The sequence below is a fragment of the Agrobacterium sp. P15N1-A genome, from assembly GCF_044626815.1.
Lineage (GTDB): Bacteria > Pseudomonadota > Alphaproteobacteria > Rhizobiales > Rhizobiaceae > Agrobacterium > Agrobacterium leguminum.
Genome location: NZ_JBIUPF010000014.1, coordinates 1 through 23,403, shown reverse-complemented (window position 1 = coordinate 23,403; position 23,403 = coordinate 1). Strand labels below are relative to the sequence as shown.

General features: G+C 58.5%; 29 protein-coding genes and 2 pseudogenes. 18 read left to right on the top strand and 13 right to left on the bottom strand.

What is annotated here, in order from left to right:
* Both ACIK7D_RS27585 and ACIK7D_RS27580 read left to right on the top strand, forming a co-directional pair.
* Positions 1 to 131: pseudogene (locus tag ACIK7D_RS27585) on the top strand (enolase); the annotation flags it as partial.
* Between the two features lie 75 nt (positions 132 to 206).
* Positions 207 to 425, top strand: a complete 219-nt coding sequence (locus ACIK7D_RS27580) for a 2-keto-3-deoxygluconate permease (protein ID WP_400158147.1) — start codon at positions 207 to 209, stop codon at positions 423 to 425.
* 107 nt (positions 426 to 532) lie between these two features.
* On the opposite strand, the gene ACIK7D_RS27575 is transcribed toward ACIK7D_RS27580, so the two are convergent.
* Positions 533 to 1,150 carry a TetR/AcrR family transcriptional regulator gene (locus tag ACIK7D_RS27575; protein WP_400158146.1) on the bottom strand — a complete coding sequence of 206 codons (618 nt, stop codon included), beginning with the start codon at positions 1,148 to 1,150 and terminating at the stop codon, positions 533 to 535.
* Positions 1,151 to 1,203: 53 nt separating this feature from the next.
* On the opposite strand from ACIK7D_RS27575, the gene ACIK7D_RS27570 reads away from it, so the two are divergent.
* The 4 genes and pseudogenes from ACIK7D_RS27570 to ACIK7D_RS27555 all read left to right on the top strand — a co-directional run bounded on the left by ACIK7D_RS27570 (position 1,204) and on the right by ACIK7D_RS27555 (position 5,037).
* Entirely contained in the window at positions 1,204 to 1,992 is a 789-nt protein-coding gene (locus ACIK7D_RS27570) for an SDR family NAD(P)-dependent oxidoreductase (RefSeq protein WP_400158142.1), read from the top strand.
* Positions 1,993 to 2,047: 55 nt separating this feature from the next.
* A pseudogene (locus ACIK7D_RS27565) lies at positions 2,048 to 3,141 on the top strand (alkene reductase).
* A gap of 16 nt (positions 3,142 to 3,157) precedes the next feature.
* A complete protein-coding gene (locus ACIK7D_RS27560; RefSeq protein WP_400158141.1) occupies positions 3,158 to 4,159 on the top strand; it encodes an NADP-dependent oxidoreductase in 1,002 nt (333 codons plus the stop codon).
* 26 nt (positions 4,160 to 4,185) lie between these two features.
* Positions 4,186 to 5,037 (top strand): alpha/beta fold hydrolase, encoded by an 852-nt coding sequence (locus tag ACIK7D_RS27555; protein WP_400158140.1) that lies wholly within the window; start codon positions 4,186 to 4,188, stop codon positions 5,035 to 5,037.
* A gap of 522 nt (positions 5,038 to 5,559) precedes the next feature.
* Here the strand turns inward: ACIK7D_RS27555 and ACIK7D_RS27550 are convergent.
* Positions 5,560 to 6,459, bottom strand: a complete 900-nt coding sequence (locus ACIK7D_RS27550; protein ID WP_400158139.1) for an AraC family transcriptional regulator N-terminal domain-containing protein — start codon at positions 6,457 to 6,459, stop codon at positions 5,560 to 5,562.
* A 170-nt stretch (positions 6,460 to 6,629) separates the two neighbouring features.
* On the opposite strand from ACIK7D_RS27550, the gene ACIK7D_RS27545 reads away from it, so the two are divergent.
* From ACIK7D_RS27545 to ACIK7D_RS27535, 3 genes are read left to right on the top strand one after another with little or no spacing between them, the layout of a single operon-like run.
* Positions 6,630 to 7,388 (top strand): SDR family NAD(P)-dependent oxidoreductase, encoded by a 759-nt coding sequence (locus ACIK7D_RS27545; RefSeq protein WP_400158138.1) that lies wholly within the window; start codon positions 6,630 to 6,632, stop codon positions 7,386 to 7,388.
* Positions 7,389 to 7,416: 28 nt separating this feature from the next.
* The gene (locus ACIK7D_RS27540; RefSeq protein WP_400158137.1) at positions 7,417 to 8,091 is read left to right on the top strand and encodes a glutathione S-transferase family protein; all 675 of its coding nucleotides are present in this window, start codon (positions 7,417 to 7,419) and stop codon (positions 8,089 to 8,091) included.
* A gap of 27 nt (positions 8,092 to 8,118) precedes the next feature.
* Positions 8,119 to 8,715 (top strand): isochorismatase family cysteine hydrolase, encoded by a 597-nt coding sequence (locus tag ACIK7D_RS27535; RefSeq protein ID WP_400158136.1) that lies wholly within the window; start codon positions 8,119 to 8,121, stop codon positions 8,713 to 8,715.
* Positions 8,716 to 9,376: 661 nt separating this feature from the next.
* On the opposite strand, the gene ACIK7D_RS27530 is transcribed toward ACIK7D_RS27535, so the two are convergent.
* The 8 genes from ACIK7D_RS27530 to ACIK7D_RS27495 form a co-directional block, all read right to left on the bottom strand.
* The gene (locus tag ACIK7D_RS27530) at positions 9,377 to 10,162 is read right to left on the bottom strand and encodes an ABC transporter ATP-binding protein (protein ID WP_400158135.1); all 786 of its coding nucleotides are present in this window, start codon (positions 10,160 to 10,162) and stop codon (positions 9,377 to 9,379) included.
* Positions 10,162 to 11,211 carry a FecCD family ABC transporter permease gene (locus ACIK7D_RS27525; protein WP_400158134.1) on the bottom strand — a complete coding sequence of 350 codons (1,050 nt, stop codon included), beginning with the start codon at positions 11,209 to 11,211 and terminating at the stop codon, positions 10,162 to 10,164. The genes ACIK7D_RS27530 and ACIK7D_RS27525 overlap by 1 nt, the downstream gene beginning before the upstream one ends.
* Before the next feature lie 4 nt (positions 11,212 to 11,215).
* Complete coding sequence (locus ACIK7D_RS27520) at positions 11,216 to 12,196, bottom strand: FecCD family ABC transporter permease (protein ID WP_400158133.1); 981 nt, start codon at positions 12,194 to 12,196, stop codon at positions 11,216 to 11,218.
* The gene (locus ACIK7D_RS27515; protein ID WP_400158132.1) at positions 12,193 to 13,170 is read right to left on the bottom strand and encodes an iron-siderophore ABC transporter substrate-binding protein; all 978 of its coding nucleotides are present in this window, start codon (positions 13,168 to 13,170) and stop codon (positions 12,193 to 12,195) included. The genes ACIK7D_RS27520 and ACIK7D_RS27515 overlap by 4 nt, the downstream gene beginning before the upstream one ends.
* A gap of 58 nt (positions 13,171 to 13,228) precedes the next feature.
* Positions 13,229 to 15,724: a TonB-dependent siderophore receptor gene (locus ACIK7D_RS27510; protein ID WP_400158131.1), complete on the bottom strand. Its 2,496-nt coding sequence runs from the start codon at positions 15,722 to 15,724 to the stop codon at positions 13,229 to 13,231.
* 116 nt (positions 15,725 to 15,840) lie between these two features.
* Positions 15,841 to 16,821: a FecR family protein gene (locus ACIK7D_RS27505; protein WP_400158130.1), complete on the bottom strand. Its 981-nt coding sequence runs from the start codon at positions 16,819 to 16,821 to the stop codon at positions 15,841 to 15,843.
* Between the two features lie 63 nt (positions 16,822 to 16,884).
* On the bottom strand, positions 16,885 to 17,205 hold the full coding sequence (locus ACIK7D_RS27500) for a sigma-70 family RNA polymerase sigma factor (protein WP_400158145.1): 321 nt from the start codon (positions 17,203 to 17,205) through the stop codon (positions 16,885 to 16,887).
* Positions 17,183 to 17,413, bottom strand: coding sequence for an RNA polymerase sigma factor (locus tag ACIK7D_RS27495; RefSeq protein ID WP_400158144.1), 231 nt, complete (start codon positions 17,411 to 17,413; stop codon positions 17,183 to 17,185). Before ACIK7D_RS27495 ends, ACIK7D_RS27500 begins: the two co-directional genes overlap by 23 nt.
* Positions 17,414 to 17,929: 516 nt before the next feature.
* Here ACIK7D_RS27495 and ACIK7D_RS27490 point away from each other — a divergent pair.
* A complete protein-coding gene (locus ACIK7D_RS27490) occupies positions 17,930 to 18,391 on the top strand; it encodes a hypothetical protein (protein WP_400158129.1) in 462 nt (153 codons plus the stop codon).
* A 199-nt stretch (positions 18,392 to 18,590) separates the two neighbouring features.
* On the opposite strand, the gene ACIK7D_RS27485 is transcribed toward ACIK7D_RS27490, so the two are convergent.
* Positions 18,591 to 18,914 carry a hypothetical protein gene (locus ACIK7D_RS27485; protein WP_400158128.1) on the bottom strand — a complete coding sequence of 108 codons (324 nt, stop codon included), beginning with the start codon at positions 18,912 to 18,914 and terminating at the stop codon, positions 18,591 to 18,593.
* A 76-nt stretch (positions 18,915 to 18,990) separates the two neighbouring features.
* Positions 18,991 to 19,509, bottom strand: a complete 519-nt coding sequence (locus tag ACIK7D_RS27480) for a hypothetical protein (protein WP_400158143.1) — start codon at positions 19,507 to 19,509, stop codon at positions 18,991 to 18,993.
* Between the two features lie 292 nt (positions 19,510 to 19,801).
* Between ACIK7D_RS27480 and ACIK7D_RS27475 the strand changes: the two genes are divergently transcribed.
* From ACIK7D_RS27475 to ACIK7D_RS27440, 8 genes are all read left to right on the top strand, one after another.
* Positions 19,802 to 20,227, top strand: a complete 426-nt coding sequence (locus tag ACIK7D_RS27475; RefSeq protein WP_400158127.1) for a hypothetical protein — start codon at positions 19,802 to 19,804, stop codon at positions 20,225 to 20,227.
* Between the two features lie 121 nt (positions 20,228 to 20,348).
* The gene (locus tag ACIK7D_RS27470; protein ID WP_400158126.1) at positions 20,349 to 20,489 is read left to right on the top strand and encodes a hypothetical protein; all 141 of its coding nucleotides are present in this window, start codon (positions 20,349 to 20,351) and stop codon (positions 20,487 to 20,489) included.
* An 86-nt stretch (positions 20,490 to 20,575) separates the two neighbouring features.
* Positions 20,576 to 20,758, top strand: a complete 183-nt coding sequence (locus tag ACIK7D_RS27465) for a hypothetical protein (protein WP_400158125.1) — start codon at positions 20,576 to 20,578, stop codon at positions 20,756 to 20,758.
* A 35-nt stretch (positions 20,759 to 20,793) separates the two neighbouring features.
* Positions 20,794 to 21,090: a hypothetical protein gene (locus ACIK7D_RS27460; protein WP_400158124.1), complete on the top strand. Its 297-nt coding sequence runs from the start codon at positions 20,794 to 20,796 to the stop codon at positions 21,088 to 21,090.
* Positions 21,091 to 21,570: 480 nt separating this feature from the next.
* Positions 21,571 to 21,879, top strand: coding sequence for a type II toxin-antitoxin system RelB/DinJ family antitoxin (locus ACIK7D_RS27455; protein WP_400158123.1), 309 nt, complete (start codon positions 21,571 to 21,573; stop codon positions 21,877 to 21,879).
* Entirely contained in the window at positions 21,876 to 22,169 is a 294-nt protein-coding gene (locus tag ACIK7D_RS27450; protein ID WP_400158122.1) for a type II toxin-antitoxin system RelE/ParE family toxin, read from the top strand. Before ACIK7D_RS27455 ends, ACIK7D_RS27450 begins: the two co-directional genes overlap by 4 nt.
* A 144-nt stretch (positions 22,170 to 22,313) precedes the next feature.
* Positions 22,314 to 22,568 (top strand): type II toxin-antitoxin system Phd/YefM family antitoxin, encoded by a 255-nt coding sequence (locus ACIK7D_RS27445; protein ID WP_104680191.1) that lies wholly within the window; start codon positions 22,314 to 22,316, stop codon positions 22,566 to 22,568.
* Complete coding sequence (locus ACIK7D_RS27440) at positions 22,565 to 22,987, top strand: type II toxin-antitoxin system VapC family toxin (protein WP_078053807.1); 423 nt, start codon at positions 22,565 to 22,567, stop codon at positions 22,985 to 22,987. Before ACIK7D_RS27445 ends, ACIK7D_RS27440 begins: the two co-directional genes overlap by 4 nt.
* A gap of 172 nt (positions 22,988 to 23,159) precedes the next feature.
* Here the strand turns inward: ACIK7D_RS27440 and ACIK7D_RS27435 are convergent.
* On the bottom strand, positions 23,160 to 23,403 hold a 244-nt coding region (locus ACIK7D_RS27435; RefSeq protein WP_400158121.1), incomplete at its 5' end, for a LysR substrate-binding domain-containing protein.

The following is a 23,403-nucleotide window of genomic DNA, read 5'->3' as shown; positions in this document are numbered from 1 at the left end:
CGATCTTCCTGCCGCTGAAGGCGCCGATAAGCGATGCAAAGGTTTTGACCGGCAGGCAGAGGCCTTTGACCGAAGTCGCTTTTCTCTTTGCGGAAATAGAGACGAAGCACGGCCATAGCGGCATTGGCTTTTTGCTACGCCGTGGGCCTAAGAGCGGCATTGGTTTTGCAGCAGGTACAACGGCTGGTAACGCCGTTGCGGTTCCTATGGCCGTCGCGGTCGCCGACCCTCGCTTTTTACCCTTCTTCGAGTCGGCGACCGCGCAGACCGCTACAGCAGTTCTGGTGACAGCCATCCTGGCACCTGTTGTTGCCTCTTGGGTACTCAAACGCGCCGGCGGGCTCACTGTGCACGATCCGGTGGCTGCGAGCGCAAGCGTAAGGAGGCTGAGACGTACGCAGGTCCGTCAACGGCTGTCAGCTTGAAGCTGTCGGTTACGACGCAGCCAAGACGCCGGTCGTCATCCCGAAATGACGAGCCGGCGTCGGACATCTGCGTCCGCGATCCTCTCTGGCGAGCGTGAGGCGTAACGTCATCCCCCCTGAAGGGGAATTGTTTTTTCGCCGATCCATGCCTGGGTCTCAGACAAGAGTTCGGCTGACAGCACGGCGTCATCGATTGATCGGGACAGGATGAGAGCGCCGACCATCGCCGCCCAACTGCCGATCGCAGATCTGCGACGCTTGGACAGATCCTCACCCGGCATGATGTCGGCGAGGGTGGTGATTTGCGAGGCAAGGACCTTTGCCATCGACGCGCGTGCCTCCGGGGCCTGCTGCCGCATGAATCCCGCGAGGGCAGCCATCGGGCAGCCCAGCTCCGGATGCGCACGATGGGTTTCCGAGAGATAGGTGTCGATCCAGACGCCAAGGTCATCGATCTCGGATTGGCTGCCCACGGCATGAGCGATAGTCTGGGCGACCAGATCGTCCTTTGACTGAAAATGTCCATAAAAGCCGCCATGGGTCATGCCGGCAGCCTTCATCACTTCGGCGACACTAACCGCATCGAAACCCTTCTCGCGAAACAGACGTCCCGCCTCTGTCAGGATGCGGCTGCGGTTCTCCGCTTTCTGCTCCTGGCTCACCTTCATTTCACTTCGCCTCCGCACGGTATTGACATTTTGATGATAGTCATCATATTTACTCATCAATGATGATTATCATCATGAATATAGTGTCGATTTCAAGAAAGGGCAATGCCATGACCGAAAAGCCAACCGTCCTTATTACCGGGGCCTCCACAGGCATTGGTGCCGCCTACGCCGAACGCTTCGCGCGCCGTGGCCATGACCTGGTACTGGTCGCCCGTAACGCGGCGCGGATGGGGACGTTGGCCGATCGTCTGCAACGCGACGCCGGCGTTACGATCGACATCATGAAGGCGGATCTGGTCAATCCCGCGGAGCGTGTAGCGGTCGAGGCGCGGCTGCGTGACGACGTACAGATCGGAATCCTCATCAACAACGCCGGGACGAGCCTGGGGGGCACCTTTATCGAACAAGCGGTTGATGATGTCGACAGGCTGGTGACGCTCAACACGACCGCGCTCGTACGCCTTGCGCACGCCATCGCTCCCCGCCTTGCGCAAGCGGGTAAAGGCGCGATCGTGAATATCGGTTCCGCCGTTGGCCTCGCTCCGGAATTCGGCATGCCGGTCTATGGCGCGACCAAAGCCTTCGTGCTGCATCTCTCCCAGGCGTTGAGCCTCCAGCTCGCTTCCCAGGGCGTCTACGTCCAGGCAGTGCTTCCGGCCGCGACCCGCACCGAGATCTGGGGCCATGCGGGCGTCGATGTAGACACCCTTTCAGGTGTGATGGAGGTGGACGATCTGGTAGACGCGGCCTTGGTCGGCTTCGACCGGCGCGAGCCCGTCACCATCCCGCCACTTCATAACGGGGGACAATGGACAGATTTCGAGGCCGCGCGTCAGGCCATGATCCCCGGTTTCGCGCAGTCCCGGCCCGCCGATCGCTATCTGGCGGGCGCCTGAGAAGGCACAGAATTACGCAAAACGCATCCAACGCATCAGAACGGAAATTGACACGATGACCGATGCCAATCTGTTTAGCCCTTACGACCTCGGCGGTCTCGCGCTTGCGAACCGCATCGTCATGGCCCCCTTGACCCGCAACCGCGCGGGGGCGGGCCTCGTGCCGAGCCAATTTGCGCCGGACTATTATGCGCAGCGCGCGAGCGCCGGGCTCATTATCACCGAGGCGACGCAGGTCTCACGGCAGGCCCAGGGTTATCAGGATACGCCAGGCCTCTACACGCCTGAACAGATCGCAGGTTGGCGTCAGGTGACCGACGCGGTCCATGCCAAGGGCGGCCGCATCTTCGTGCAGCTCTGGCACGTCGGTCGTGTCAGCCATGTCGATCTTCATGATGGAGAAGCGCCGGTCGCGCCATCGGCGATCCGTGCCGAGACCAAGACGTTCGTGAACAATGGTTTCGTCGATGTGTCCGAGCCGCGCGCGCTCGAAGCGGACGAGATACCCGGCATCGTCGAGGATTTCCGCAAGACTGCGGCCAATGCAATCGTCGCCGGTTTCGACGGGGTCGAGGTGCACGGCGCGAATGGTTATCTGCTCGACCAGTTTCTGCGCGAAACCGCCAATGTCCGCACGGACGCCTATGGCGGTTCGGTCGAGAACCGCGCCCGGCTGCTGATCGAAGTGACCGCCGCCGTGGCGAGCGAGATCGGTGCGCAGCGTACGGGCGTTCGCCTCTCGCCGGTGTCGCCGGCCAGCGGCATCGTCCCGTCGAGGGACGAGCAACCGCAGTTCAATCATGTCGTGGAAGCGCTCGACGGTCTTGGCATCGCCTATATCCACGTCGTCGAGGGCGCGACCGGCGGACCGCGTGATGCGAGGCCCTTCGATTTCGACGCACTAAGGCAGCGCTTGCGCAACACCTACATCGCCAACAATGGCTACGACCTTGAACTGGCGAAGTCGCGCCTCAGCGAGGGCAAGGCCGATCTGTTCGCCTTCGGACATCATTACATCGCCAATCCCGACCTCGTCGAGCGGTTCAAAAGCGGTGTGGCGCTCGCCCAGATGAATCCGGCCACGATCTATGGTGGCGGCGCTGAGGCTACACCGATTATCCCGCAGCGATCGTTTCAGCTGACGCCTGATCTGGAGTAGAGAATCATGAAGGCCTTCATCCTCGACCGCTACGGCAAGAAGCAGCAGTTGCGACTGGGCGACGTGCCGGAACCCGTGCCTGGCCCCGACGAAGTGCTGGTCGAGGTTGAGGCAGCAGGGCTCAACCCGCTCGACTCCAAGGTCCGGGATGGGGCGTTCAAGCCGATCCTACCCTACAAGCCGCCACTCGTCCTCGGCCATGAGCTTGCGGGCACAGTCGTCGCGATCGGCGCGAATGTACGGCGCGTCAAAGTCGGTGACGCCGTCTATGCCCGCCCCCGCGACGGGCAGATCGGCGCCTTTGCCGAACGCATCACCGTCAAGGACGCCGATCTGGCGCTCAAGCCCGCCAATCTGACGATGGCGGAGGCAGCGTCGATCCCGCTGGTCGGGCTGACCGCCTGGCAAGTGCTGGTCGAGCGCGCGCAGATCAAGCCGGGACAGAAGGTGCTGATCCATGCCGGATCAGGCGGCGTCGGCACTTTCGCTATCCAGCTCGCCAAACATCTTGGCGCCACCGTTGCGACGACCGCGAGTGCTACCAACGCCGCTATGGTGAAGGAGCTGGGCGCGGATGTCGTCATCGACTATCGCAGCCAGAAGTTCGAGGAAGCGCTGTCGGGCTACGACGTCGTTCTTAATAGTCTCGACGCCGCGACGCTGGAAAAGTCCCTGAAGGTCTTGAAGCCTGGCGGCAAGCTCATCTCAATCTCCGGCCCCCCCGACCCCGCCTTCGCACGCGCTCATGGATTGAACGTGGTGCTTCGGCTCGTGCTGCGCCTGCTCAGCGCGGGCATCCGGCGCAAGGCGAAGCGCGCGGGCGTCGACTATTCGTTCCTATTCATGCACGCAGACGGCGAGCAGTTGAACCGGATTACCAGGCTGATTGAAGACGGCACGATCCGTCCCGTGGTCGATCGTGTTTTCCCCTTCGAGAAACTGAACGACGCTTTCGCCTACGTCGACACCGGACGCGCCAAGGGAAAGGTCGTCGTCACGCTCAAGTAACGCGATCCCGAAAAAAGGATTCCCCTATGACTACCCCAACTCACAGCGCAGACTGGAAGACGGCACCCACCCGCCACGTCGAAGCCGCCGGCACGCGTTTCGCCTATCGGCGTCTCGGGCCTGACGCCGGCGTGCCGGTGGTGCTGCTCAATCACTGGGGCGCGAACCTCGACAATTTCGACCCTCACATCGTAGAGGGGCTCGCTGCTGCTCGGCCGGTCTATGCCCTCGACTATCGTGGCATCGGCGCGTCTGGTGGCGCGGCCCCTCTGAGCGTCGCCGAAATGGCGAGAGACACCATCGCCACGATCCGCGCGCTGGGAATGACGTCGTTCGATCTGATCGGCTTCTCGCTCGGTGGCTTCGTTGCGCAGCAAATCCTTCTCGACGCGCCTGATCTCGTCCGCCGCGCCATTCTCGCCGGAACAGGCCCGGCGGGCGGAAAGGGTATCGAACGGGTCGGTCCTGTATCGTGGCCGCTAATCATCAAGGGCCTCATCACCTTCCGTGATCCCAAATTCTATCTCTTCTTTACATCAAGCGCGGCGGGCAAGCACGCGGCCAAGGCGTTTCTCGCTCGATTGAAGGAGCGTACGAGAGATCGTGACAAGGCGGTCTCACTAAGAGCCTTTCTGCGACAATTGAAGGCCATTAAGGCCTGGGGCGAGCAGGCGCTTCAACCGCTGGACGCCATCGACAAGCCCGTCCTCGTGGCGAACGGCGATCATGACATCATGGTGCCAAGCGAGAACTCCTCCAATCTGGCACGTCGCATCCCTGGCGCGCAGCTCGTCCTATACCCCGACGCAGGCCATGGCGGCATCTTCCAGTATCACGACGCCTTCGTAACAAAGGCCAAAGCCTTCCTGGGGGCCTGATCGCCAGCACCTACCGCTAAGGATATATACGCCATGGATTGTATGACATTTGGCCGTAAGGGCTCTCATTTTCCGGCTGGTCTGAGCGCCGGTAATCTCGGCGCGGGTGGGGGCTATGGCGCCGATCCGAGACGGCGGTCGCCACTCTGAACGCCCTATGCGGGGTCGGACAGCAATTTCCTCGGCACAGCTCAATCTATCAGCTCCGCCAGTCGGAAGAAATTTCAGGCGATGCGTTGGAGAGGCGGCGCGAGGATTTCTCGCTCGCGACCAAGGTTCACCAATGGGGCGGCACCGAACGCCAACCGGCTAATGACGGGCAATAGCCGCGAGACCATGACTGCTTCGGTCGAGGTGAGCCTGCGGGGGCTGAAGACCGACCGGATCGATTTATTGGGAACATCACCCTGATGGACTAGAAAAGATGGCAAGCCGCGAAGTGCCCCTTGATGGCCCGCCACAGTGCGATGGCCAACGGAATCTTGGATAGCCTGGAGCCAACAGCTTCGAACCGACGGCCGACTAATTGATCACTTGAATGCCAATTGAAAGCCTGAGCTTGCGCACGTCGCGCGCGGGCGGAGCCCCGAACTGCCGCAAATATTCGCGGCTGAACTGGGATGGGCTTTCATAGCCGACCGCGTACGCAACGTCGGAAGCACTAAGATCGCCGGCGAGCAACAACTGGCGCGCCTCCTGAAGGCGTAGCTGCTTGTGATACTGGATCGGGCTTAAGCCAGTCAGCGCAACGAAGTGCCGATGCAGGCTCGCACGGCTCATGCCGGCGGCTTCGCACAGAGCCTCGATCCGCAGCCGCGTGTTGCCGTGGTCGCGAATCCATTCAACAGCCCGGCGGATGCGGCCAATCGCGCCTTCCGGGCGGGCGATATGACGCAAAAGCCGTCCCTGCGGACCTTGCAGGAGACGATAGACCAATTCGCGTTCGGCCATCGGCGCAAGCGCCGTGATGTCCGCAGGCGTGTCGAGCAACGCCATAAGTCGCAGCAGCGTGTCGCGCAGCTGAGGTGTCATCGGATTGATCGCGATGCCGCTGCCCGGCGTGTCCGCGTCCCCCGCTGCTGGCATCGCCGATGCGACCTCGGCGAGAAGTGCCGGATCGAGGACCAACGAAATCGCCACATAAGGACTGCCGTCGTCAGCGTCACGGATCTGCCCGCTCAAGGGTAGATCCAGTGCACTGACCAGATATTGAGACGCGTCATATCGCAGCAGGTTGTCATTGATAGCAACGTCTTTCGAGCCCTGCAGAATGAAGCAAATCATCGAGCGATAGAGACATGGAGACGTTCCAGGTGTTGCCTGCCCAACGCTGACCTCAAGTCGGGGGATCGGCGTGGGGGTCGTTCCCGGGCGCCCATGGCGTAGTGCAATATCAAGGTGCGAATGGAGGTTATCAGTCATTCTGCATCTCTACACAATTCTTCGCATCCGTAAAGCATGTGAGACAATTAGGCAATAAATTGAGAGTATTCGGCGAAGCGTCAGACGTGCCTATCGCCTATCCAAATAGCATTGAATGCAACGCATCAGGTCATAACGTCTTGAAAATTCAAATCTCAAGGAATGTAATCATGTCTCAGAAGATCGCAATCATTACCGGAGCCAGTCGCGGTCTCGGGCGTAACATGGCACTGCATCTTGCAAAACGCGGGGTGGGCGTCATCGGCACCTATCGCAACAGCTCCGCGGAAGCCCAGACGCTGGTTGACGAGATTGAAGCGCTGGGCGGAAAGGCAGCGATGCTGGCGCTCGATATCACCAACACGGCAAGCTTTCCAGACTTCTCGCAGGCGGTGGCTGACACGCTAACGACGACCTTCGGCACCGACCGGTTCGACTATCTGGTCAACAACGGCGGTGAGGGCCTGTACGCAATGGTTGCCGATGCAAGCGAGGAGCAGTTCGACCAGATGGTCGATATGCACCTGCGCGGGCCGTTGTTCCTTACCCAGAAGCTCCTGCCGCTTATTGTCGATGGCGGGCGCATCCTGAACGTCTCCACCGCCTTTGTTCGTACGACGATGGCAGGCTATGGCCTCTATGCCGCTGCCAAAGCAGCACTTCAGACGCTGACGAAGTTCATGGCCGTCGAGCTCGGCGCACGCCAGATCCGCGTCAACGCGATCGCACCGGGCGCCATCGCGACCGACTTCGGCGGCGGCCGGGTGAGGGACGACCAGCATATCAACGATTTTGTTGCCGGTAACATCGCGCTCGGTCGCGTCGGCCAGCCAGACGATATCGGTGGCGCTGTCGCTGCCATCCTCTCCGACGATCTCGGCTGGGCCAACGGCACGACGTTCGACGTATCGGGCGGCCAGTCGCTTTGATCCATCTTCAGGACATGGAGGCCCTGTCATGACAGAGCAAGACCTTACTCTCATCAGCCATCCCTTGTGCCCGTTCGTGCAACGTGCCGTGATCGTCCTCCGCGAGAAGGGGGTGGGGTTCGACCGGGTGAATGTCGACCTCTCGGCCAAGCCCGATTGGTTCCTGGCCCTGTCGCCGACTGGCAAAGTGCCGGTGCTCAAAGTGCGCCAGCCCAATGGTCAGGATGCGATCCTCTTCGAAAGCGTGGTGATCTGTGAATATCTGAACGAGACGCAGGTTGGCGTGTCGATGTACCCCGACGATGCGCTGCTGCGGGCCCGACACCGTGCATGGATCGAATTTGCTACCCAGACCTTTGCCGACGGCTGGCAGTTCCTTCACGCCAAGGATGTGGAGACCGCCGACGCCAGGCGGACTAGCTTCAGTGATCGGCTCAGCAAGATCGAGGCGGAACTGGGCGATGGCCCATATTTCGCCGGAGCGGACTTTGGTCTCGTCGATGCGGTCTACGCACCACTGTTCCGCTACTTCGGGATCATCGACGCGGCAGTGGCGGACACGATCTTCGCTAGCCTGCCACGCTTGACGGCTTGGCGCGCGGCACTCGCTGAGCGACCCAGCGTCAGGAACGCCGTGATCGGCACCTATCCCGACCTGTTTCGCGACCACCTGCGCCAGCAAGGCGCGATGATCGCAGCATGACCTATTGAATTCTTAAGGGGTTATACAATGACTGACGCATCCAGCAGTGCGTTGATCCTGATCGAATATGTTAACGACCGGCTCTCGCCGACAGGCGGAATTTATCCGGTGCTTCAGGACCGGGAGCAAGTCGACACCGCCGTCGCCAATTCGAAGATCATCCTTAAAGAGGCCCGCCGCCGCGGCATGCACGTGATCCATGCCCCGCTGAAGTTCGAGCCAACCTTTAAGGTGCTGGGCGAGGGGAAATATGGCCTGCGGAAAATGGTCCGTGACTACGGCTCGTTCCTGGGCGAGCAGGCCGATTTCTTCCCCGGCTTCGAGCCGGCGGCAGGCGAGCACGTTGTTCGCGAACGCGCTGGCGGCAGCAGCGTGTTCATCGGAACGACGCTTGACGGCTACTTGCGCAACAACCGCGTCGAGGATATCTATCTGTCGGGTTTCTCGTTACGCCAGTGTGTCGAGTCCTCAATGCGCAATGCGCACGACCTCGGCTACGACACCAATGTCATCTACGATGCGTCGGCCGGCTATACCCGCAAGCAACAGGACGACTTCATGGCGGAGATCACCCCCTTCTACGCCAACGCTATCACCACGCAGGAATTCCTGGTGCAAGCATAATCCACCGCCGCCCGGCTCGTTCAGAGTCGGGCTTTGTCTTAGAGACTTTAGGACAATACGATGATTGGGTTGATGGTGAAACTCTCTGTTGCGCCTGACAGCGGCGAAGCGTTCGAAAGGGCCGGTCGGCCATACGGTCCGGCCGTTCCTGTCAATAGAGGGCCAGGCCAGCCGACCGCTGAGTGGTGGTTGTATCAGCCGGAAATGGATGGCATCCCGCGCGAAGGGCTCGAGATCGTGACCCGACAGCCGCACACGCAGGAAAGCCGACCCAAGAGGAGTGACCGAGACGACTTTACAGAGACGGAAACCCTGCGGTGGTGCTCCGGCCTCCTCTGCTGTCTTCCAACGCAAAACATGTGATACTTCCGGCGCTACCTCCAGCAGATGCTCCCCGATCTCGTCGCATAACAGCTGGAGGCTATCGCTTGTGGCAGCCGTGACCGTCATCTTGAGACCGTCCGATGTTGCGCACAGGAGGATTTCACCAAGGTCCGTGCGGCAACCAACACAGCCATTTTCCTCGATGATCGGCAAACCTTGCTGTCGTGCCTCACATAGAAGAATCGACTTCACGATATCGGGCCCGATGCCGGGGAATACCGCATGCGCTATGAAAGAATATGGGTTCCGTTCCATGATCGACATTGCCATGCCACTCTCACCGCGGGATCACGTGCGGACAACCATGCAGCGGATCCGGTATGACCAGACAAACCAGTGCAAAAATCTCTCGCATCGTCGCCTCCGTCACGACATCCCCAGGTGTCCCCTCACGATGCACCTTTCCACCCCTGAGGGCAAAGACATGGTCGGCGAAACGTGCCGCCAGATTGATGTCGTGCAGCACCATCACGACCGTCTTGCCACTCTCACGGTTCAGTTTTCGCACCAGTTCGAGAAGCTCGATCTGATGGGGCAGATCCAGAAATGTCGTTGGCTCATCCAGCAACAGGATCGGCGCGTCTTGTGCCAATATCATTGCAATGAAGGCTCGTTGGCGCTGGCCCCCGGAAAGTTCCGACAGGGGCCGAAGCGAATACTCCTCCACACCGGCCAGCGCCAGTGCGCGGTCGACGGCCAGAGCATCTGCAACGGACCATTGGGACAAAGGCGACTGCCATGGGGTTCTGCCGCGCGCGACCAGATCGAAGACGCGCAGATATTCCGGAACGGTCGAGTTTTGCGGAAGAATCGCCATCTGTCTCGCGACATGTTTGGATTTCTGGAGGTTGACCGGAGCGCCTTCGAGCAAAACTTCTCCCTCATCGGGCCGGAGTAGCCGGGCGAGGCAACGCAGCAAAGTAGACTTTCCGGAGGCGTTGGGGCCGATGACGACACTGACTTTTCCTCTTGGCACAGCAAGAGCAAGTTTGTCGAGCACGAGACCAACCGGCCGCGTCAGCGTCAGGCCCTTGGCTGACAGCGGGAAGGGAAACGTGGCCATCAAATTACTCCCTTGCGGATTTCGCGGGTCAGTTGCCACAGCAACAGCGGGGCGCCGATCATTGTGGTGAAGACTCCGGTGGGGAGATCGGCGCCAATTGGAAGAGAACGACACACAAGGTCGGCCATCACGGTCAGGCATGCACCGACGGCAGCGGCTCCCAAAAGCGGCGAGCCGTTGCCCGCGCCGAAACCGGCGGAAAGCCTCCGGGCGATGGGATTGGCTGCGAAGGCGACAAACGGCAGCGGTCCGGCGACACCGACGGCACAGGCCGTCAGCCCGACCGCCAGGAAGAGAATCCACAACCTCACTGTGGGGACGTTAAACCCCAGACCTGCGGCAATGTCGTCGCCAAGCGCCAGTCTCTTCAGCGCGAATCCTTGCCATAGCGCGGCCGGTCCGAGCGATGCCAACGCACAGGAGATCAGGACCACGTCGCTCCATTCGGGACTTGAAAACGTGCCGACGAGCCATTTCATGGCATCGGCGGCTGTCAGAAGATCAAGCCGCGCCATCATGATGTCGACGAGAGCCATGAGGAAGAGGCTCAACGCCAATCCTGTAAGCACAAGGCGCGCCGGGGACAGCCCATTCTTCCACGCCAACAGGAGAACGAGCGCGGCGGACAACACGCCGCCGGCAATCGCGCCTGGCAAGACCCAGAAGCTGCTTGCAGTCAGCATTATGGAGCAGAGTGCTCCGCAGGCAGCGCCGGCACCGAATCCGGTGACGTCAGGAGAAGCCAGCGGGTTGCGCAACATGTCCTGCATCAGCGCGCCGGCGAGCCCGAATGCCGCGCCGGCACCGATGCCAACGAGAAGGCGCGGCAGACGATGATACCAGATGACAATGTCGGGGGTATCATCTTTAGGCTGAACAAGAATGGTCGATATTTCCGCAATGCTGAGCGGATAATTTCCCGAGTACAAAACGAAGCCCGACATGGTGATGAGTATTGCAAGCATCAGTACGGCGAAGACAAGGGTCCGCGGATCGATCCTTCCGGAAAACGGGCCGCATCGCCACGTCACAACAATCGTTCTTGTCATACGTCTACCGTCCTCTCCGTATTGCCAGAAGCAGAGCCGGTGCTCCGATCAGGGCGACCATGACCCCCGCCTGCATTCCCGCGCCGGCAAACAGCAGACGTCCGGCAATATCGGCGGTCAGCAGAACGGCGGCGCCGAGGAGTGCCGATACCAAAAGCCGGGCACGTTCATCCGCGCCAGCAAGCACTTTGGCGAGATGCGGCGCGAGCAGCCCGACAAAGCCAATGGGCCCTGCTAGCGTGACAACGGCAGCGCAGAGACAAACAGCCGCGCCGAGTCCCAGCAGATAAGCGAGATGGATATCGACGCCGAGCGACTTGGCAAGATCCTCACCGAGAACATAGGCATTCAGCATCAATCCGGCAGCGGCCGCGAGAACGAGGCCTGTGGTAAACAGCGGGAGTAGCGTGCCGATCGCTGCCATGGATATTCCGTCAAGCCCACCCATCACCCAAAAACGATAGGTGTCGAGAGCTTGCTGGCTCAGCAGAAGGAAGCCGCGCACCATCGCCAGGAAGAACGCGCTGACGGCGGCACCTGCGAGAAGCAGGCGCAAGGGGTGCGGCCGATTTCCTGCAAACGCTCCAAGCGTCAGTACGACCAAGGCTCCGGACGTCGCGCCGGCCATCGCGGCCGCCGATCTGGCGACCGTCACCTCATCGCCGGCGACTGCCATGAAGACCACAACGCCGAAAGCCGCTCCGGCATTGATCCCGAGCAATCCAGGATCTGCCAGCGGGTTCCGGGTAACCGTTTGCGTGATAGAGCCGGCCACTCCGAGGGCCGCGCCGCATAATAAGGCCGCGACCAGCCGCGGTATGCGCAGCGACCATACGACAACATCTTCGGGCCGGTTCGTGTCCGCCGCGACGAGCGCATTCCAAAGCTCGTCAAAGGAAACGGACCGCGGGCCGAGCGACAGCGCCAAACCGGCCATTATCAGAAAAATGGGTAAGGCGAGGAGCAACGACGTCCGTTTCTTCATGGTTGCCCGCCCTCAGGACCAAGAGCTTTCGCGGCCCGGTCACGCCCCAGCGTCTTCTCAAGCTCCGGAACCAGTCTGGAGAGCGCATAATCGAGACTGAGCGGGCTGGAATGCGAGAGCGCCGCCGAAAGCGTTGCATCGGCATGAATCTCGCGCCCCGTTCTCACTGCGCGAAGAAAAGGATAAAGCGGTTGTTTCGCGAATGCAGCCCGTCCCGCCCCGGAATTAAGCCAGACCAATACATCAGCGTCGATCGGGGTAAGATCTTCGGGAGATAAGCGCACGTAGAAACTCCGCCCGCCTCCCAGCGCATCGACTGCAGCCGATGATTGGAAGCCGAGGGCGGCAAGGAAACGGCTTCTGACGTCGCGCGACGTGAAGGTTTCCGGACCTTGTATGGAGGCCATCGCGGCGGTCTTACCCTGCCAATCGGGATGCGCCGCACGGAGAGCAGCAAACTTTTCCTCGAGCTGACCAACGATTTCTTCCGCGCCTGCCTCGCGCCCGATCGCATAGCCGAGAACCCTAGTTATCTCCTGCCAGGGCATATCGTAATCGCCGCCGCCGGCCGCCGGTGGCAAGGTGGGCGCTACTCTCGATAGGAATCGGTATTCAGCCTCGGTCATGCCTGACCACATTCCCTCAATGAGATCGGGGTGCAGCGCGGCGATGCGCTCGATATCGATCTGACCACTCAAGACAACCGGGACTTCGTCTCCGAGAGCTTTCTCTGCCCAAGGCCAGACACCCTTGGGGTTGTTTCCGTACCAGTAGCGCAAGCCTACCGGTTTGATCCCCAATGCCAGCGCAAAGTCGTGCCCGATGTAGCTGAGTGTCACCACTCGAACCGGCTTCGCTGTCACGACTGTAGATCCGTAGCGATGCTCGATCGTGCGTGGGAAATCTTCCGCACACGCGCTGCTCGCGGTCAACAACAGCGTTGTCAGGATTATCAATCTTCTCAAAGCCTGCATCGGGTGCCCCGAATAATGTGACACCGAGCGGTACCTTCGTGTCGCTGGATGCATTGGTTCAGAATCTGCGCGACGCGGTAAGCATCACGCGTCGTCCTTCGTTGTAGGTGCAGCTACCGGCATAGTCCGCTAGTGCGCCCACCGCCGCAGCGAATGTGGCGGTATTGCATTCCGCCTCGTACTCTTTGTTGGCGAGGTTGCGCGCTGCCAGAACTAGACTCCAGCCATCCCGCTGGTAGCTGATTGATGCATCAAGAAGGTTGGCGGAGCTGATATCATAGATGTTGATGGCATCCGAGAAATATGAGCCCACATGCCGGATCCCGACCCCAAGACTGAGACCTTCAAGCGCAGGCGCCTGCACATCATATTTGACCCAGGCGGATGCCGAATGGACAGGCGCCCTCGCGGGCTTCTTGCCCTGAAGCGTCGGATCCTTGGTCATCTCGGCATCCACGTAAGTGTAGGAGCCGAGGACCGTGAAGCCGTGGCTAAGCTCCAGCAGGGCGTCGACGTCGACACCCATTGAGCGAACCTTGCCTGCCTGGATCTTTGTTATTCCGGTCAAGTCGGATGGGTCGTTGTAGGTTGCGTTTAACTTGGTTGTGTCGAACAGGGCGACATTTACGTGACCACGGTCGTCCGGCAGGTTATAACGCAGGCCGATTTCGTAGGCACGTGACTTCTCCATGTCGAGGGCAGCTCCGCTCGCCGTAACGCCGGCGGGTGGAACGTTGAAGGAGTAGGCAGCGTTGCCATAAATGGTCCATGCATCATCGAAATTCCAGGCAACGCCGAAACTGGCAGACGTCACCTGACCTTCCGATGTGATCTTTCCGGCGCTCGTTTCTGTCGAGCTCGTGACCCAATCATGTCGGATGCCGCCACTGAAAACGAGGTTTTCAAACTCACTTCGGCTCGTTAGATACACGCCGGTCTGATCGATGTCATTGTTCAGAATGGCAGGCAGATCGGTGGGAAGGGCGCCGGACAGGAAGTTTGTCAGATCACCCGTGAAGAGATTAAGCTCTCCCAGATATCCTTGGGCATAGTCCACATCGGAACGGGCAAGGTAATGGTCGAAGCCTACCACAATGGTGCCGCTCAAGTCCCCGGACTCGAATTCGTAAGATAAGTTGTTATCGAAACTCGCCTGGTAGGCCTTCTGGTTAAGATCGAACTTGCTGAGCAACGCGGTGTCAACCGCGCTCGGATCTGCTCCAGGCACACCAAACAGTGCAGGCAGCGAAACGAAAGCGGCCGGAACCGCGGTTTGCATCCGCCAGTCGTTTTCCGCATATCGCGCTTTGCTGTGGAAGGTGATGCCCGTCTCGAACTCATGCTCGAACTCATAGCCGATGGTGGTCTGCCTGGTTTTGACGGAGTTGTGGTCTGCAAGTCCGGTGTAGGTATCTGGCGAGAAATGCCCAAGCGGATTGTGGCGCCGCGATCCGTATTCCGGCACGACCGACCAGCTGTCTCCGACATCGTCCCTTTGAATTTCTGCGAAAAGAGTGAGGCTGGTTGTGTCTTCCGGCTTCCACGTCAACGAAGGCGCCACATAGAAACGCCCCTGGTCGACCTCGTCATAATTTGTGCCTGATCGGTTGGCCACACCGACGAAACGGTAGTCGAAGTCATCGCCGATCGGTCCGGTGCTGTCGATGCCGGCTTCCGTTCCTCCATAGCTGGAAAGACGGCCAAATACCGTATTGCTGGGCTCGAAGTTCGGACGTTTGGTCACGGCATTGACCAGGCCCCCGGGCTCGTTGGAACCATAAAGGTCGGACGTTGGCCCTCGGAGAATATCGAGGCGCTCGAGCCCGAAGGGCTCGGTCCGCCATGCAGCCCAGCCGAATGTTCGCAAGGGCATGCCATCTCTATAGGTGCCGACATTCTGAGTTTCAAAACCGCGGATCACGTACTGGTCGTAGCGATCGTCGTTACCGTAGAGTCCGGTGGCGACACCTGGCGAATAGGCGATTGCTTCTTCAAGATCGGATACACCCCGGTCGATCATCTGACGCTGTGTTACGACATTTACCGAACGTGGCGTCTTCTGAATATCGGCCGAGATACGGGTGGCCGTGGCGCTGGAATCCAGACTGTAGGAATCCTCACTCGACTGGCCGCTGCTTAGAATGATGGGCTGAAGGACGGTCGCGTCGTCAGAGCCTACCGCGCCGCTTGCCGTCGCCGAAGGGCTGATAATCGTGACGCTATTTCTGCTGGTGAACCGCCAGGTTAGTCCAGTCCCCGACAACAGCTTGGCGATCACCTCCGGCGCGGCACCTTCTCCCCGAAAGCCATCTGTCCGTAACGATCGTGTGGCCGCCGCATCGTAGATGAGCTGCAAACCGGCTACGTCTGCAAAGCGGTTTAACGCCTGAGGTAGAGGCCCGGCTGCGATTTCGTACCGCACCGCCACGGCTCCTTCCTGAGCAGCGGCGACGTCGACGAAAGGAACCGCCAGAACCGGCAGACATACCGTCGTCGCAAGAAATACCGCCAGCCTGCGCGTGGAGCGGTGAGACGCCGCAAAGTGAGAACTCATTTAGACCCCCTGGACACATCTCTGACTGCTGACAACAGGCAATCAGATGATTTCGCCGCCTAAGACGTTTGCCCAGAGAAAAACCGGAGTATGAAAATCAAGAAATTTCAAAAAAATCAGCGATGGATCAAGATCACGAGACCGCCGAGCCGTGTGTCATTGAATCCAAAGGATCTTTCCAGCGTATCGATGACCTTGACGATGTCGCTGGTCTCAAACACGCCGCTGACGCGTCGCGTTCTGATCGACTCATCGACGATCCTTATCACTCCCTTATGATAGCGATTGAGTTCGTTGATAACCTCGCCGAGCGGCTGATCGACGAAAATCAGTTTCCTCCGTCTCCATGCCGTTTCGGATGCCGCATCCACTTTCTCAATGGCACCAAGGTGTCCATCTTCGTAACGAACACGTTCATCGGGCCCGAGTTCGACGGATGCTCCGGCAGGCTTACCCGAAACGGCGACATGGCTTTCGATTACCGTCACGACACCGCCGCGGTCATCGTTTCGAACACCGTATACTGTGCCGAGCGCGGTTGCCTCACCCCCCTCGGACTCCACAATGAAAGGTCGGTGCTGGTCGGAGGTTACGGTGAACACAGCCTCACCCTTCTTAAGGTGGATCCGACGCTCGCCAGAAGAGTACGCAATTGTAATGGCCGTGCCGCTGTTCATTTCGGCTGTTGAGCCGTCCGGCAAAGCGAGGACCTGGAATTCCCCAACTGCCGTATAGCCATCGGCAAACAATCTCGATGGAACATCAAGGGCGTAAATGCCAAGGCCAAGGGAACAGAGAAACGTGAAGCCGGCCGCGATCGGTCGTAGGAAGTTACGCGCAGGCGGAGGCGGTGTTAGAGCGAATGGGGTTGGCTGAATCGCTTCAAGGTCCTGCCAAGTGCCGGCAATTACCGAATAAGCGTCGCGGTGTCGAACTGAGGCCGCGAGCCAAGAACGGAATGCCACCTCATCCTCTGCCGAGAGAGGGCCGCCATCGCGCCGAAAGAACCATTCGGCCGCCTGTTCCAGCATATCCTTGTCGTTGAAATCCGTCATGAACAACGGTTCGCCTTGTAACGTCCAGAGATAATGAGACAACGAGTTAGTCCAACCAAACAGAAGACGTTCTGGAAAAGCCTAACTCCCGGGTCGGGTATAAGTTTAGTCATTCGCCTTCACGCGCCGAGCGCAGTAGACCGTTGCCGCTGCCAGGTGCTTCTCCACAGCACTGGTGCTGATCCTCATCCGATTGGCGATTTCGGCATGGGACAACCCTTCGAAGCGCCGAAGAACGAAGCACTCCCGGCATCGCGGCGGAAGTTCCGCAACTGCCTGTGCGAGAATTGCCAATCGTTGCCGGCCGATGACCTCCCGCTCCGCATCCGGCCGGTCATCGGCAGCATCCAGGGTTCCAGCGTCGATGAAACTTTTCCGGAGGCGGACTCGATGGCGATGGTGATCAGTAACGAGATTCGAGAGGATGCGGTAGAAGATAGGCCCGTGGATTGAACGGCAGGTCGTCCCCAGTTGTCACGAGCCGTAGACAAGCCTCTTGGACAAGTTCGTCCGCCACCGCATCATCGCCAACCCTCCGTCGCGCATAGCGTCGCAGCTCTCCGTAGCATCGTTCGATGACATCCGCGAGTAACCGCTGGGGATCATTGCCGTCCGAGAGCGCCGAATCTGTCATTTCCTGAACTGCCTGTACCACCGAAATATGACCGATGCTCAACCTTCGCCATTCATTAGAGCGAATGGGTAGTGGTTTCAAGGTTCGCATTCCTTCTAACATCCCAGTCGGGCTTGGCATCGCATCCAGGGGCTAACTGGGAGAGGGCCAGATACCGGAGAGCCGTAACTTCTCGATTCCATCGCGACTATTGAACATTCTGGCTCCTATGCACGTTCAGCGGAATGTTACCCTCGGAAAAAGGCTCGCCGCTTTCGCCGTCAACGGCTGGGCGCCTAACGATCTGTCCGTGCGCGGATCTCAAGGCCTACTACCGTAGCTGCCAGCTTCGGCATTTCTTGCTCAACCAATCGCAGAAATCGTTGGTTGCGAGCCGCGCGAAACATGTGCAGGAAGGATGCCGAGAGATTTCAAATGCATCGGCTTCGATCGATAATGGCGAAAATGTCGGCCAAGCTATTTTAGACCTTACGATGTCCGACACAGTGTTGGCCTCACTATAGGAAGGAGCCCTAGATGAAGTCGCGCCGGCGAGAAATTCCAGGGAATACTGTTTCCACCATTGCCTTCACGCCAGCCTCGCTCGCATCTGATACTTCCTGGTTACCCGACGTGGGTGTTTATGAGGAGCCGCCGGCATCTACCGAGACCTTTGTACAGGCTTACCTTGCTGATCCAAACGCATGGCATTGGTCAACGGACCTGCTTGATGGATCGAGAGACGACATCTTGAGGCGGGCTCTTGCCATCATCGCACAGGCGCGTCTCCCAGATCACGAACAGGCGCTGGGTCAGCTCGGCGCCGAACCGCTCGAAGACATAATGTCCGAGACGCTTCTTGACGATCTCCGCGCCTGGATGCCGTTTAGCGAAGAGATGTGCTATGCCCTCAAATGCGTGCGAATGAACGTTGAGCCTCCGGTCGTGCAGGAGCGTTTAAAGGAAATGCTATCGGAGTCGCACCGCACCAGGGCATGAAACTTTGAGCCTGCGCAGCGAGGTCGTGAGTGAAGTTGCTTCTTCACGCGGCAGATCTTGCTATGTAAGCGACATTAGGGGCGTTTGCTGTCATGGCGCAGAATAATTGCACCTTGGATCGATTGTATAAAATCAATTGCAACACGGCCATGAAATGACTGCCGAGCCGATAGCGGATTTTTATGCTATACCACGTTATCTACACCTCAAAATCGTCAAGCGGCACATAGCCCTTACTCCTTCGGTCCAGCCAATCCAGCTTGGGATTACCGATCTTGCGAAGGTAAGTTGCGGCTTTCAGGACAAGCGGGTGGGACAAATCTCGCTTTCTCAGCGGATAGCTATGCATACCCTTGCTCCACCCGATCAGGGCGGCGCTTCCTGGTTCATCGAGGTAGGCGCGCGCAATGAGCGTCATAACACCGTCTGAAAATTCATAAATCTCGTACTCGTAGTGATAGGTGTACAATCCGTCGTCGTCAGGCTCGGAGGCGTCGACGTGATGCGACACCGCCACAGTCATGGGCCATTCTGGTGCATTTCGGCCGGCGAGAGACGCGACGCGCCATAAAGTCATCCGAGCCGGGTAGAGTAGTTTTTCAATCCGGGACAAATTCGCACGCCAGCAAGGTCTTGCCCTCCAAACCATTACCTTCACGTGCCACGATCGAAACCTTGCCCGGGCCGGCAAGCCCGGGGGCGGGCTGCAGGTGATGGGGGAGTTCGCGCGAAAATCCCTTGCTGGAAGTTCCAAGAAGCTCCGAGCTCTCCGGCTTCAAGTCGTATTTCGCGGCTAGCTCCTCAGAACGCAGACCCTTGATCAAGATGCCGACAGCCGAGTTGGCGAAAAAAACTTCGTCACTGTCAAACCCATCGCGGCCAATCTGATGGAGAATTTTGTAGATTGCCGCTCCCAGTGATGAGGTCTCCGGTTTTGCGAGTTTTTCAGCGGCGTCGTAGATCTCGGTTGCCGACATCATAGAATAGGGCGGACTACACAGAGCGGCATCAAAAAATGTCGGATCAGATGATGATGCAGTTGCCGAGGACGCGGCCGGCAAGAAAGCGATGATGGCGCTCGCGAGAAAAGAGCAGTGGCGATATTTGGTGATCAGCATTGCTTGGACCTGTTTAGATAAAAGTTGCAATGAAGTCTCGATACACGTTTTGATGCTCAACTTCGCCCACCATTAGAGCGAACGGCTAACCGTTTCAAGGTTCGCAGATCACCAAAACGCGCAAGAGATACCGGCATGTCGCGGGGGACCGAAGTACGCGTAACCGGTCCAATCTGCAGACTCAACGAGACAAAAGGACCGGCTGCCTGCACCTGCGCATTGACGCGGTTTCTCGGCTCCGGTGGCGCCAGTGCCTGTTGAAACCTCGAAAGCGGAATTGTAGGTATCGGCAATGATCTGGTTTGATGCGTCTTTAGAGAGGCCGATCGAGGACGAAAGGCTGCAGCGTGGGATTGCAGCGATGCTCGCGATTGCGCCCGAGAGCGTCGCGGTCGTTCACAGTATCGGCGAGATTGGCACTCTTCCGGTGACCTGTGTCGTGGAACCGGCAAACGCCGATCCCTATTCCCAGCTCATCACGCTCTATCTGGCTGAGACTTCGGAACATCCCGACATCCTCGAGAGAGCCTCTCATCTTGCTGCCGCGCTCGACACCTCTCTGCTGCTGGCAAACGACGCCACTGCGAATCCTTATTCATTCGTGCATGTATCGCGTGGCGGACGGCAATCGGTCGTCCTGGTCGACCCTGACGAACTCGATCAGAACAACCGTTATTTGATTCGGGAGTCAGGGCCGATCTCCAACACGCAGACCTAGCCAACCGGATTCGGCGCCATCGGCGCCGAAAGCTCGGAATTCGCGACTAGTGCTATCCGCTTGCCATAGGCGATCATTCAAGCAAATATTGCTTTGGGTAGAACAAGCGCGGAAGAGCCCTATGACCTTCGATAACCTGCTGATGACTCTTGGCGTTGTCGTTCTGGCCGGTATCATCTTCAAGGGCTTTTGGGGCGTTACCCGCGTGAAGCCTCTGGAGCAGCCTGACAACCCGCAAAGTGACGGCGCCCCGCCGATGTAACCGGCCATGCCCATGCGATTGCCACCGGCAGGAAGCCACCGACGGGCAGGCCGACTTCTCGCAGTTGCCTCGAAAGCAAGAGAGCCATGATTGCAGCCTTTATTGACGAATTCATCATGCTCTGCGCAGGTCTGTGGATGACGTCCGTCGGCGTTAGTTATCCGCCCTTGTCGAAAACCCCGGCTAACCGGCTGCCGATGGTTCGTCACTTCAAGTGGATGGGGCCACTGCTACTTGTTATCGCGGCCGTTCTGGCTGCTGCTTCATAGGCTGACCATCAGATCTGTCCAAGGTAATATTCCGCATGAACAAAATGCTTGCCTGCACGTCGTGCGGATTGGATCAAACAGAATCTGTCGTCCATTTCGGCTCATACATTCTGCGATGCACCGCCTGCGGCCAGGACGTCGTCGCAACATCATTCATCGCGATGATTAACTCGGATGATGAATGTTCAGCCTTTCTCGATGCAGGTCCAGGAAAGCGCCCTCCATCCGAGGCGCTTGTCGCGCGCGGACCACTTCGGCTGATCGCCACGGTAATCAGTGCCGCGGCGAGTGACGGAACCCTGATACGGCTGATCTTCGAACCAACGGATTGATGCCGCGGCCGGGAAGGCTTGAAGGCAGCCGCTAGTCAACGGATCCGTAGCGCCATCGTTATCGTCGATGTCTTCCGCTGGAAAATCCCATCCGACCGTTAGCCTCTCAGCGTCGGATAGTCCGAAGAGGCTCTCAAGCGATCACTTGCGTCTTTGCGCAAGTCCCTGTATCCGCCTTAAACGGGGCAACCATCTGCGTCTCCAGATCGGCCAACAACCCATGCAGCATAGCGCCCTCAGCCGTGCTTTCAAAACACGATGCTTGTGGCGTAGGTGCGCTTCCTTGTTCGCACCACCGAGAAAGCAAAGCAAAGAGGACCAGGGCTTCCTCTGGTGAAAGCTGGATCTGCACACCAAACGACCGGGTCGGCGGTTCAATTCCATTCAAGGCGTAAAAGACGCGAGTGAGCGGCCACGGCCGAAGCGCTATTGCCTCTGTCATTCATTTGCATTACCATTTCATGGAAATTGGAGATAGCTATGGCTGCAAACGCACTCGTCCAAACTCGCATTGATGCCGAAGTTCGGGATCGTGCTTCCGCTGTGCTCGAAAACATGGGCCTCACGGTATCAGATGTCGTCCGTATCTTGCTCACCCGTACGGCTAATGAGGGTGCTTTGCCCCTCGAACTACTTTCAGGCAGCGAGGCCCATGATGCCTGGTTCCGAACCAAGGTACTTGAAGCTCTGAACGATACTCGACCGGACGTCTCAGATGATGAAGTCGAGGCGCATTTTGCTGAACGTCGAGCGATGGTACGCCTCAAAGCAGATGCAGGTAAAGCGTGAAGATTACTTGGTCTGCGTTCGCTTTATCGGATCGCGATGCCATATTCACATATATCGAAGCAGATAATCCTTCAGCCGCCGTTATGATCGATGAACGGATCATCGCCGCTGTTCGTCGCCTCAGTGACTTTCCTGTAAGCGGTCGTGTTGGCAGGATTGCTGGCACACGCGAACTGGTAATCGGCGGCACACCGTATGTCGCAGTATATGCGGTAACGGAAATATCGGTTCGAATTCTTCGTGTCCTCCACGGCGCGCAGGAATGGCCAGACACTCTGCCAGCTAGCTAACTCGACCTCGGTCCTGCATCAATGGGACTGTGGTTCCAACTGGTTCAAGAGCTTAAAAGGCTGGCAGCCACGCGGTGCCAGAAAGGGATTGCGCGACTAAAATGTAAGCGTTATATGTAGATACGTTCCTACATGGAGGCGACTATGGCTACGACTAACTTGACCAGCCGCGAACTGAATCACGATGTTGGCAGAGCGAAAAAAGCTGCTGAGGCAGGGCCTGTCGTCATCACCGATCGAGGCAGACCGTCGCATGTGTTGATGACGTACCGTGAGTTTGAGCGTCTGACAGGTAAGCGTCACAATCTTGTCGATGCGCTTTCAATGCCAGGATTGTCGAATATCGATTTCGATCCGTCTCGGTCGGTCATTGCAACTCGCGAAGTTGATCTCTCTTGAAATACTTGCTCGACACAAACGTTGTCTCCGAGCTCCGTAAAGTGGGTGACGGTAAGGCTGATCTGAACGTGACGACTTGGTTAGGTGCCAAGGATTCTCGTGATCTGTATATTTCTGCCATAACAATTTTAGAGCTTGAGCGCGGGATACTCAGCATCCAGCGCCGTGACATCGAGCAGGGCTCTCGCTTACGAACCTGGATGGATAGCCGAGTTCGCCCGGAGTTCGCTGAGCGCATGATCTCTATCGATGAAGCAATTGCGACGCGATGTGCTCACTTGCATATTCCGGATCGCCGCAATGAAGCAGATGCACTCATTGCTGCGACAGCGATCGTGCATGGACTAGTGGTTGTCACACGCAACATTCATGATTTCCAAGGTACAGGCGTTGTTCTCGTAGACCCATGGCGTGCCTAAAGACCGGCATGCGGGGCGCCTCGAAATTGTTTCTGCGAGCTCGGCAGGAACCTCATTGAGTTTTCGAAATGCAGAGGTCGGCCGTTCAGATTATATCAAGGCGAAATGGCTTCGAGAAACAAGCTCGATACCTCAAAAGATATGTATTTTAACCTGTCGCCGGAGATGAAGGTCATAACGTAATATGCCCAAGGGTAACGATGTTGCGTATATCCGGCAGCAAAGGATTGCGGTTGTCGGGACTCCAAATGGCATGAAGCTCTGCAACACATTCTTCTCGCAAATCCAGGGATCGAAAGATCACATCATCGAAGCAGGCGTTTTGGGTGCCGGCCGGAACTAGCGCCAGGCCGATGCCGGCGCTGACCAGTGAGAGGATGGCCTGAGAATGGGTCATGCTTTGAACGACGCGGGGG

Excerpts from the sequence above, each read along its gene's own strand:
- ACIK7D_RS27580 (WP_400158147.1), top strand. The coding sequence starts at position 207 with ATGGCCGTCGCGGTCGCCGACCCTCGCTTTTTACCCTTCTTCGAGTCG.
- ACIK7D_RS27575 (WP_400158146.1), bottom strand. The coding sequence starts at position 1,150 with ATGAGTAAATATGATGACTATCATCAAAATGTCAATACCGTGCGGAGG.
- ACIK7D_RS27570 (WP_400158142.1), top strand. The coding sequence starts at position 1,204 with ATGACCGAAAAGCCAACCGTCCTTATTACCGGGGCCTCCACAGGCATT.
- ACIK7D_RS27560 (WP_400158141.1), top strand. The coding sequence starts at position 3,158 with ATGAAGGCCTTCATCCTCGACCGCTACGGCAAGAAGCAGCAGTTGCGA.
- ACIK7D_RS27555 (WP_400158140.1), top strand. The coding sequence starts at position 4,186 with ATGACTACCCCAACTCACAGCGCAGACTGGAAGACGGCACCCACCCGC.
- ACIK7D_RS27550 (WP_400158139.1), bottom strand. The coding sequence starts at position 6,459 with ATGACTGATAACCTCCATTCGCACCTTGATATTGCACTACGCCATGGG.
- ACIK7D_RS27545 (WP_400158138.1), top strand. The coding sequence starts at position 6,630 with ATGTCTCAGAAGATCGCAATCATTACCGGAGCCAGTCGCGGTCTCGGG.
- ACIK7D_RS27540 (WP_400158137.1), top strand. The coding sequence starts at position 7,417 with ATGACAGAGCAAGACCTTACTCTCATCAGCCATCCCTTGTGCCCGTTC.
- ACIK7D_RS27535 (WP_400158136.1), top strand. The coding sequence starts at position 8,119 with ATGACTGACGCATCCAGCAGTGCGTTGATCCTGATCGAATATGTTAAC.
- ACIK7D_RS27530 (WP_400158135.1), bottom strand. The coding sequence starts at position 10,162 with ATGGCCACGTTTCCCTTCCCGCTGTCAGCCAAGGGCCTGACGCTGACG.
- ACIK7D_RS27525 (WP_400158134.1), bottom strand. The coding sequence starts at position 11,211 with ATGACAAGAACGATTGTTGTGACGTGGCGATGCGGCCCGTTTTCCGGA.
- ACIK7D_RS27520 (WP_400158133.1), bottom strand. The coding sequence starts at position 12,196 with ATGAAGAAACGGACGTCGTTGCTCCTCGCCTTACCCATTTTTCTGATA.
- ACIK7D_RS27515 (WP_400158132.1), bottom strand. The coding sequence starts at position 13,170 with ATGCAGGCTTTGAGAAGATTGATAATCCTGACAACGCTGTTGTTGACC.
- ACIK7D_RS27510 (WP_400158131.1), bottom strand. The coding sequence starts at position 15,724 with ATGAGTTCTCACTTTGCGGCGTCTCACCGCTCCACGCGCAGGCTGGCG.
- ACIK7D_RS27495 (WP_400158144.1), bottom strand. The coding sequence starts at position 17,413 with ATGACAGATTCGGCGCTCTCGGACGGCAATGATCCCCAGCGGTTACTC.
- ACIK7D_RS27490 (WP_400158129.1), top strand. The coding sequence starts at position 17,930 with ATGAAGTCGCGCCGGCGAGAAATTCCAGGGAATACTGTTTCCACCATT.
- ACIK7D_RS27485 (WP_400158128.1), bottom strand. The coding sequence starts at position 18,914 with ATGACTGTGGCGGTGTCGCATCACGTCGACGCCTCCGAGCCTGACGAC.
- ACIK7D_RS27480 (WP_400158143.1), bottom strand. The coding sequence starts at position 19,509 with ATGCTGATCACCAAATATCGCCACTGCTCTTTTCTCGCGAGCGCCATC.
- ACIK7D_RS27475 (WP_400158127.1), top strand. The coding sequence starts at position 19,802 with ATGATCTGGTTTGATGCGTCTTTAGAGAGGCCGATCGAGGACGAAAGG.
- ACIK7D_RS27470 (WP_400158126.1), top strand. The coding sequence starts at position 20,349 with ATGACCTTCGATAACCTGCTGATGACTCTTGGCGTTGTCGTTCTGGCC.
- ACIK7D_RS27465 (WP_400158125.1), top strand. The coding sequence starts at position 20,576 with ATGATTGCAGCCTTTATTGACGAATTCATCATGCTCTGCGCAGGTCTG.
- ACIK7D_RS27460 (WP_400158124.1), top strand. The coding sequence starts at position 20,794 with ATGAACAAAATGCTTGCCTGCACGTCGTGCGGATTGGATCAAACAGAA.
- ACIK7D_RS27455 (WP_400158123.1), top strand. The coding sequence starts at position 21,571 with ATGGCTGCAAACGCACTCGTCCAAACTCGCATTGATGCCGAAGTTCGG.
- ACIK7D_RS27445 (WP_104680191.1), top strand. The coding sequence starts at position 22,314 with ATGGCTACGACTAACTTGACCAGCCGCGAACTGAATCACGATGTTGGC.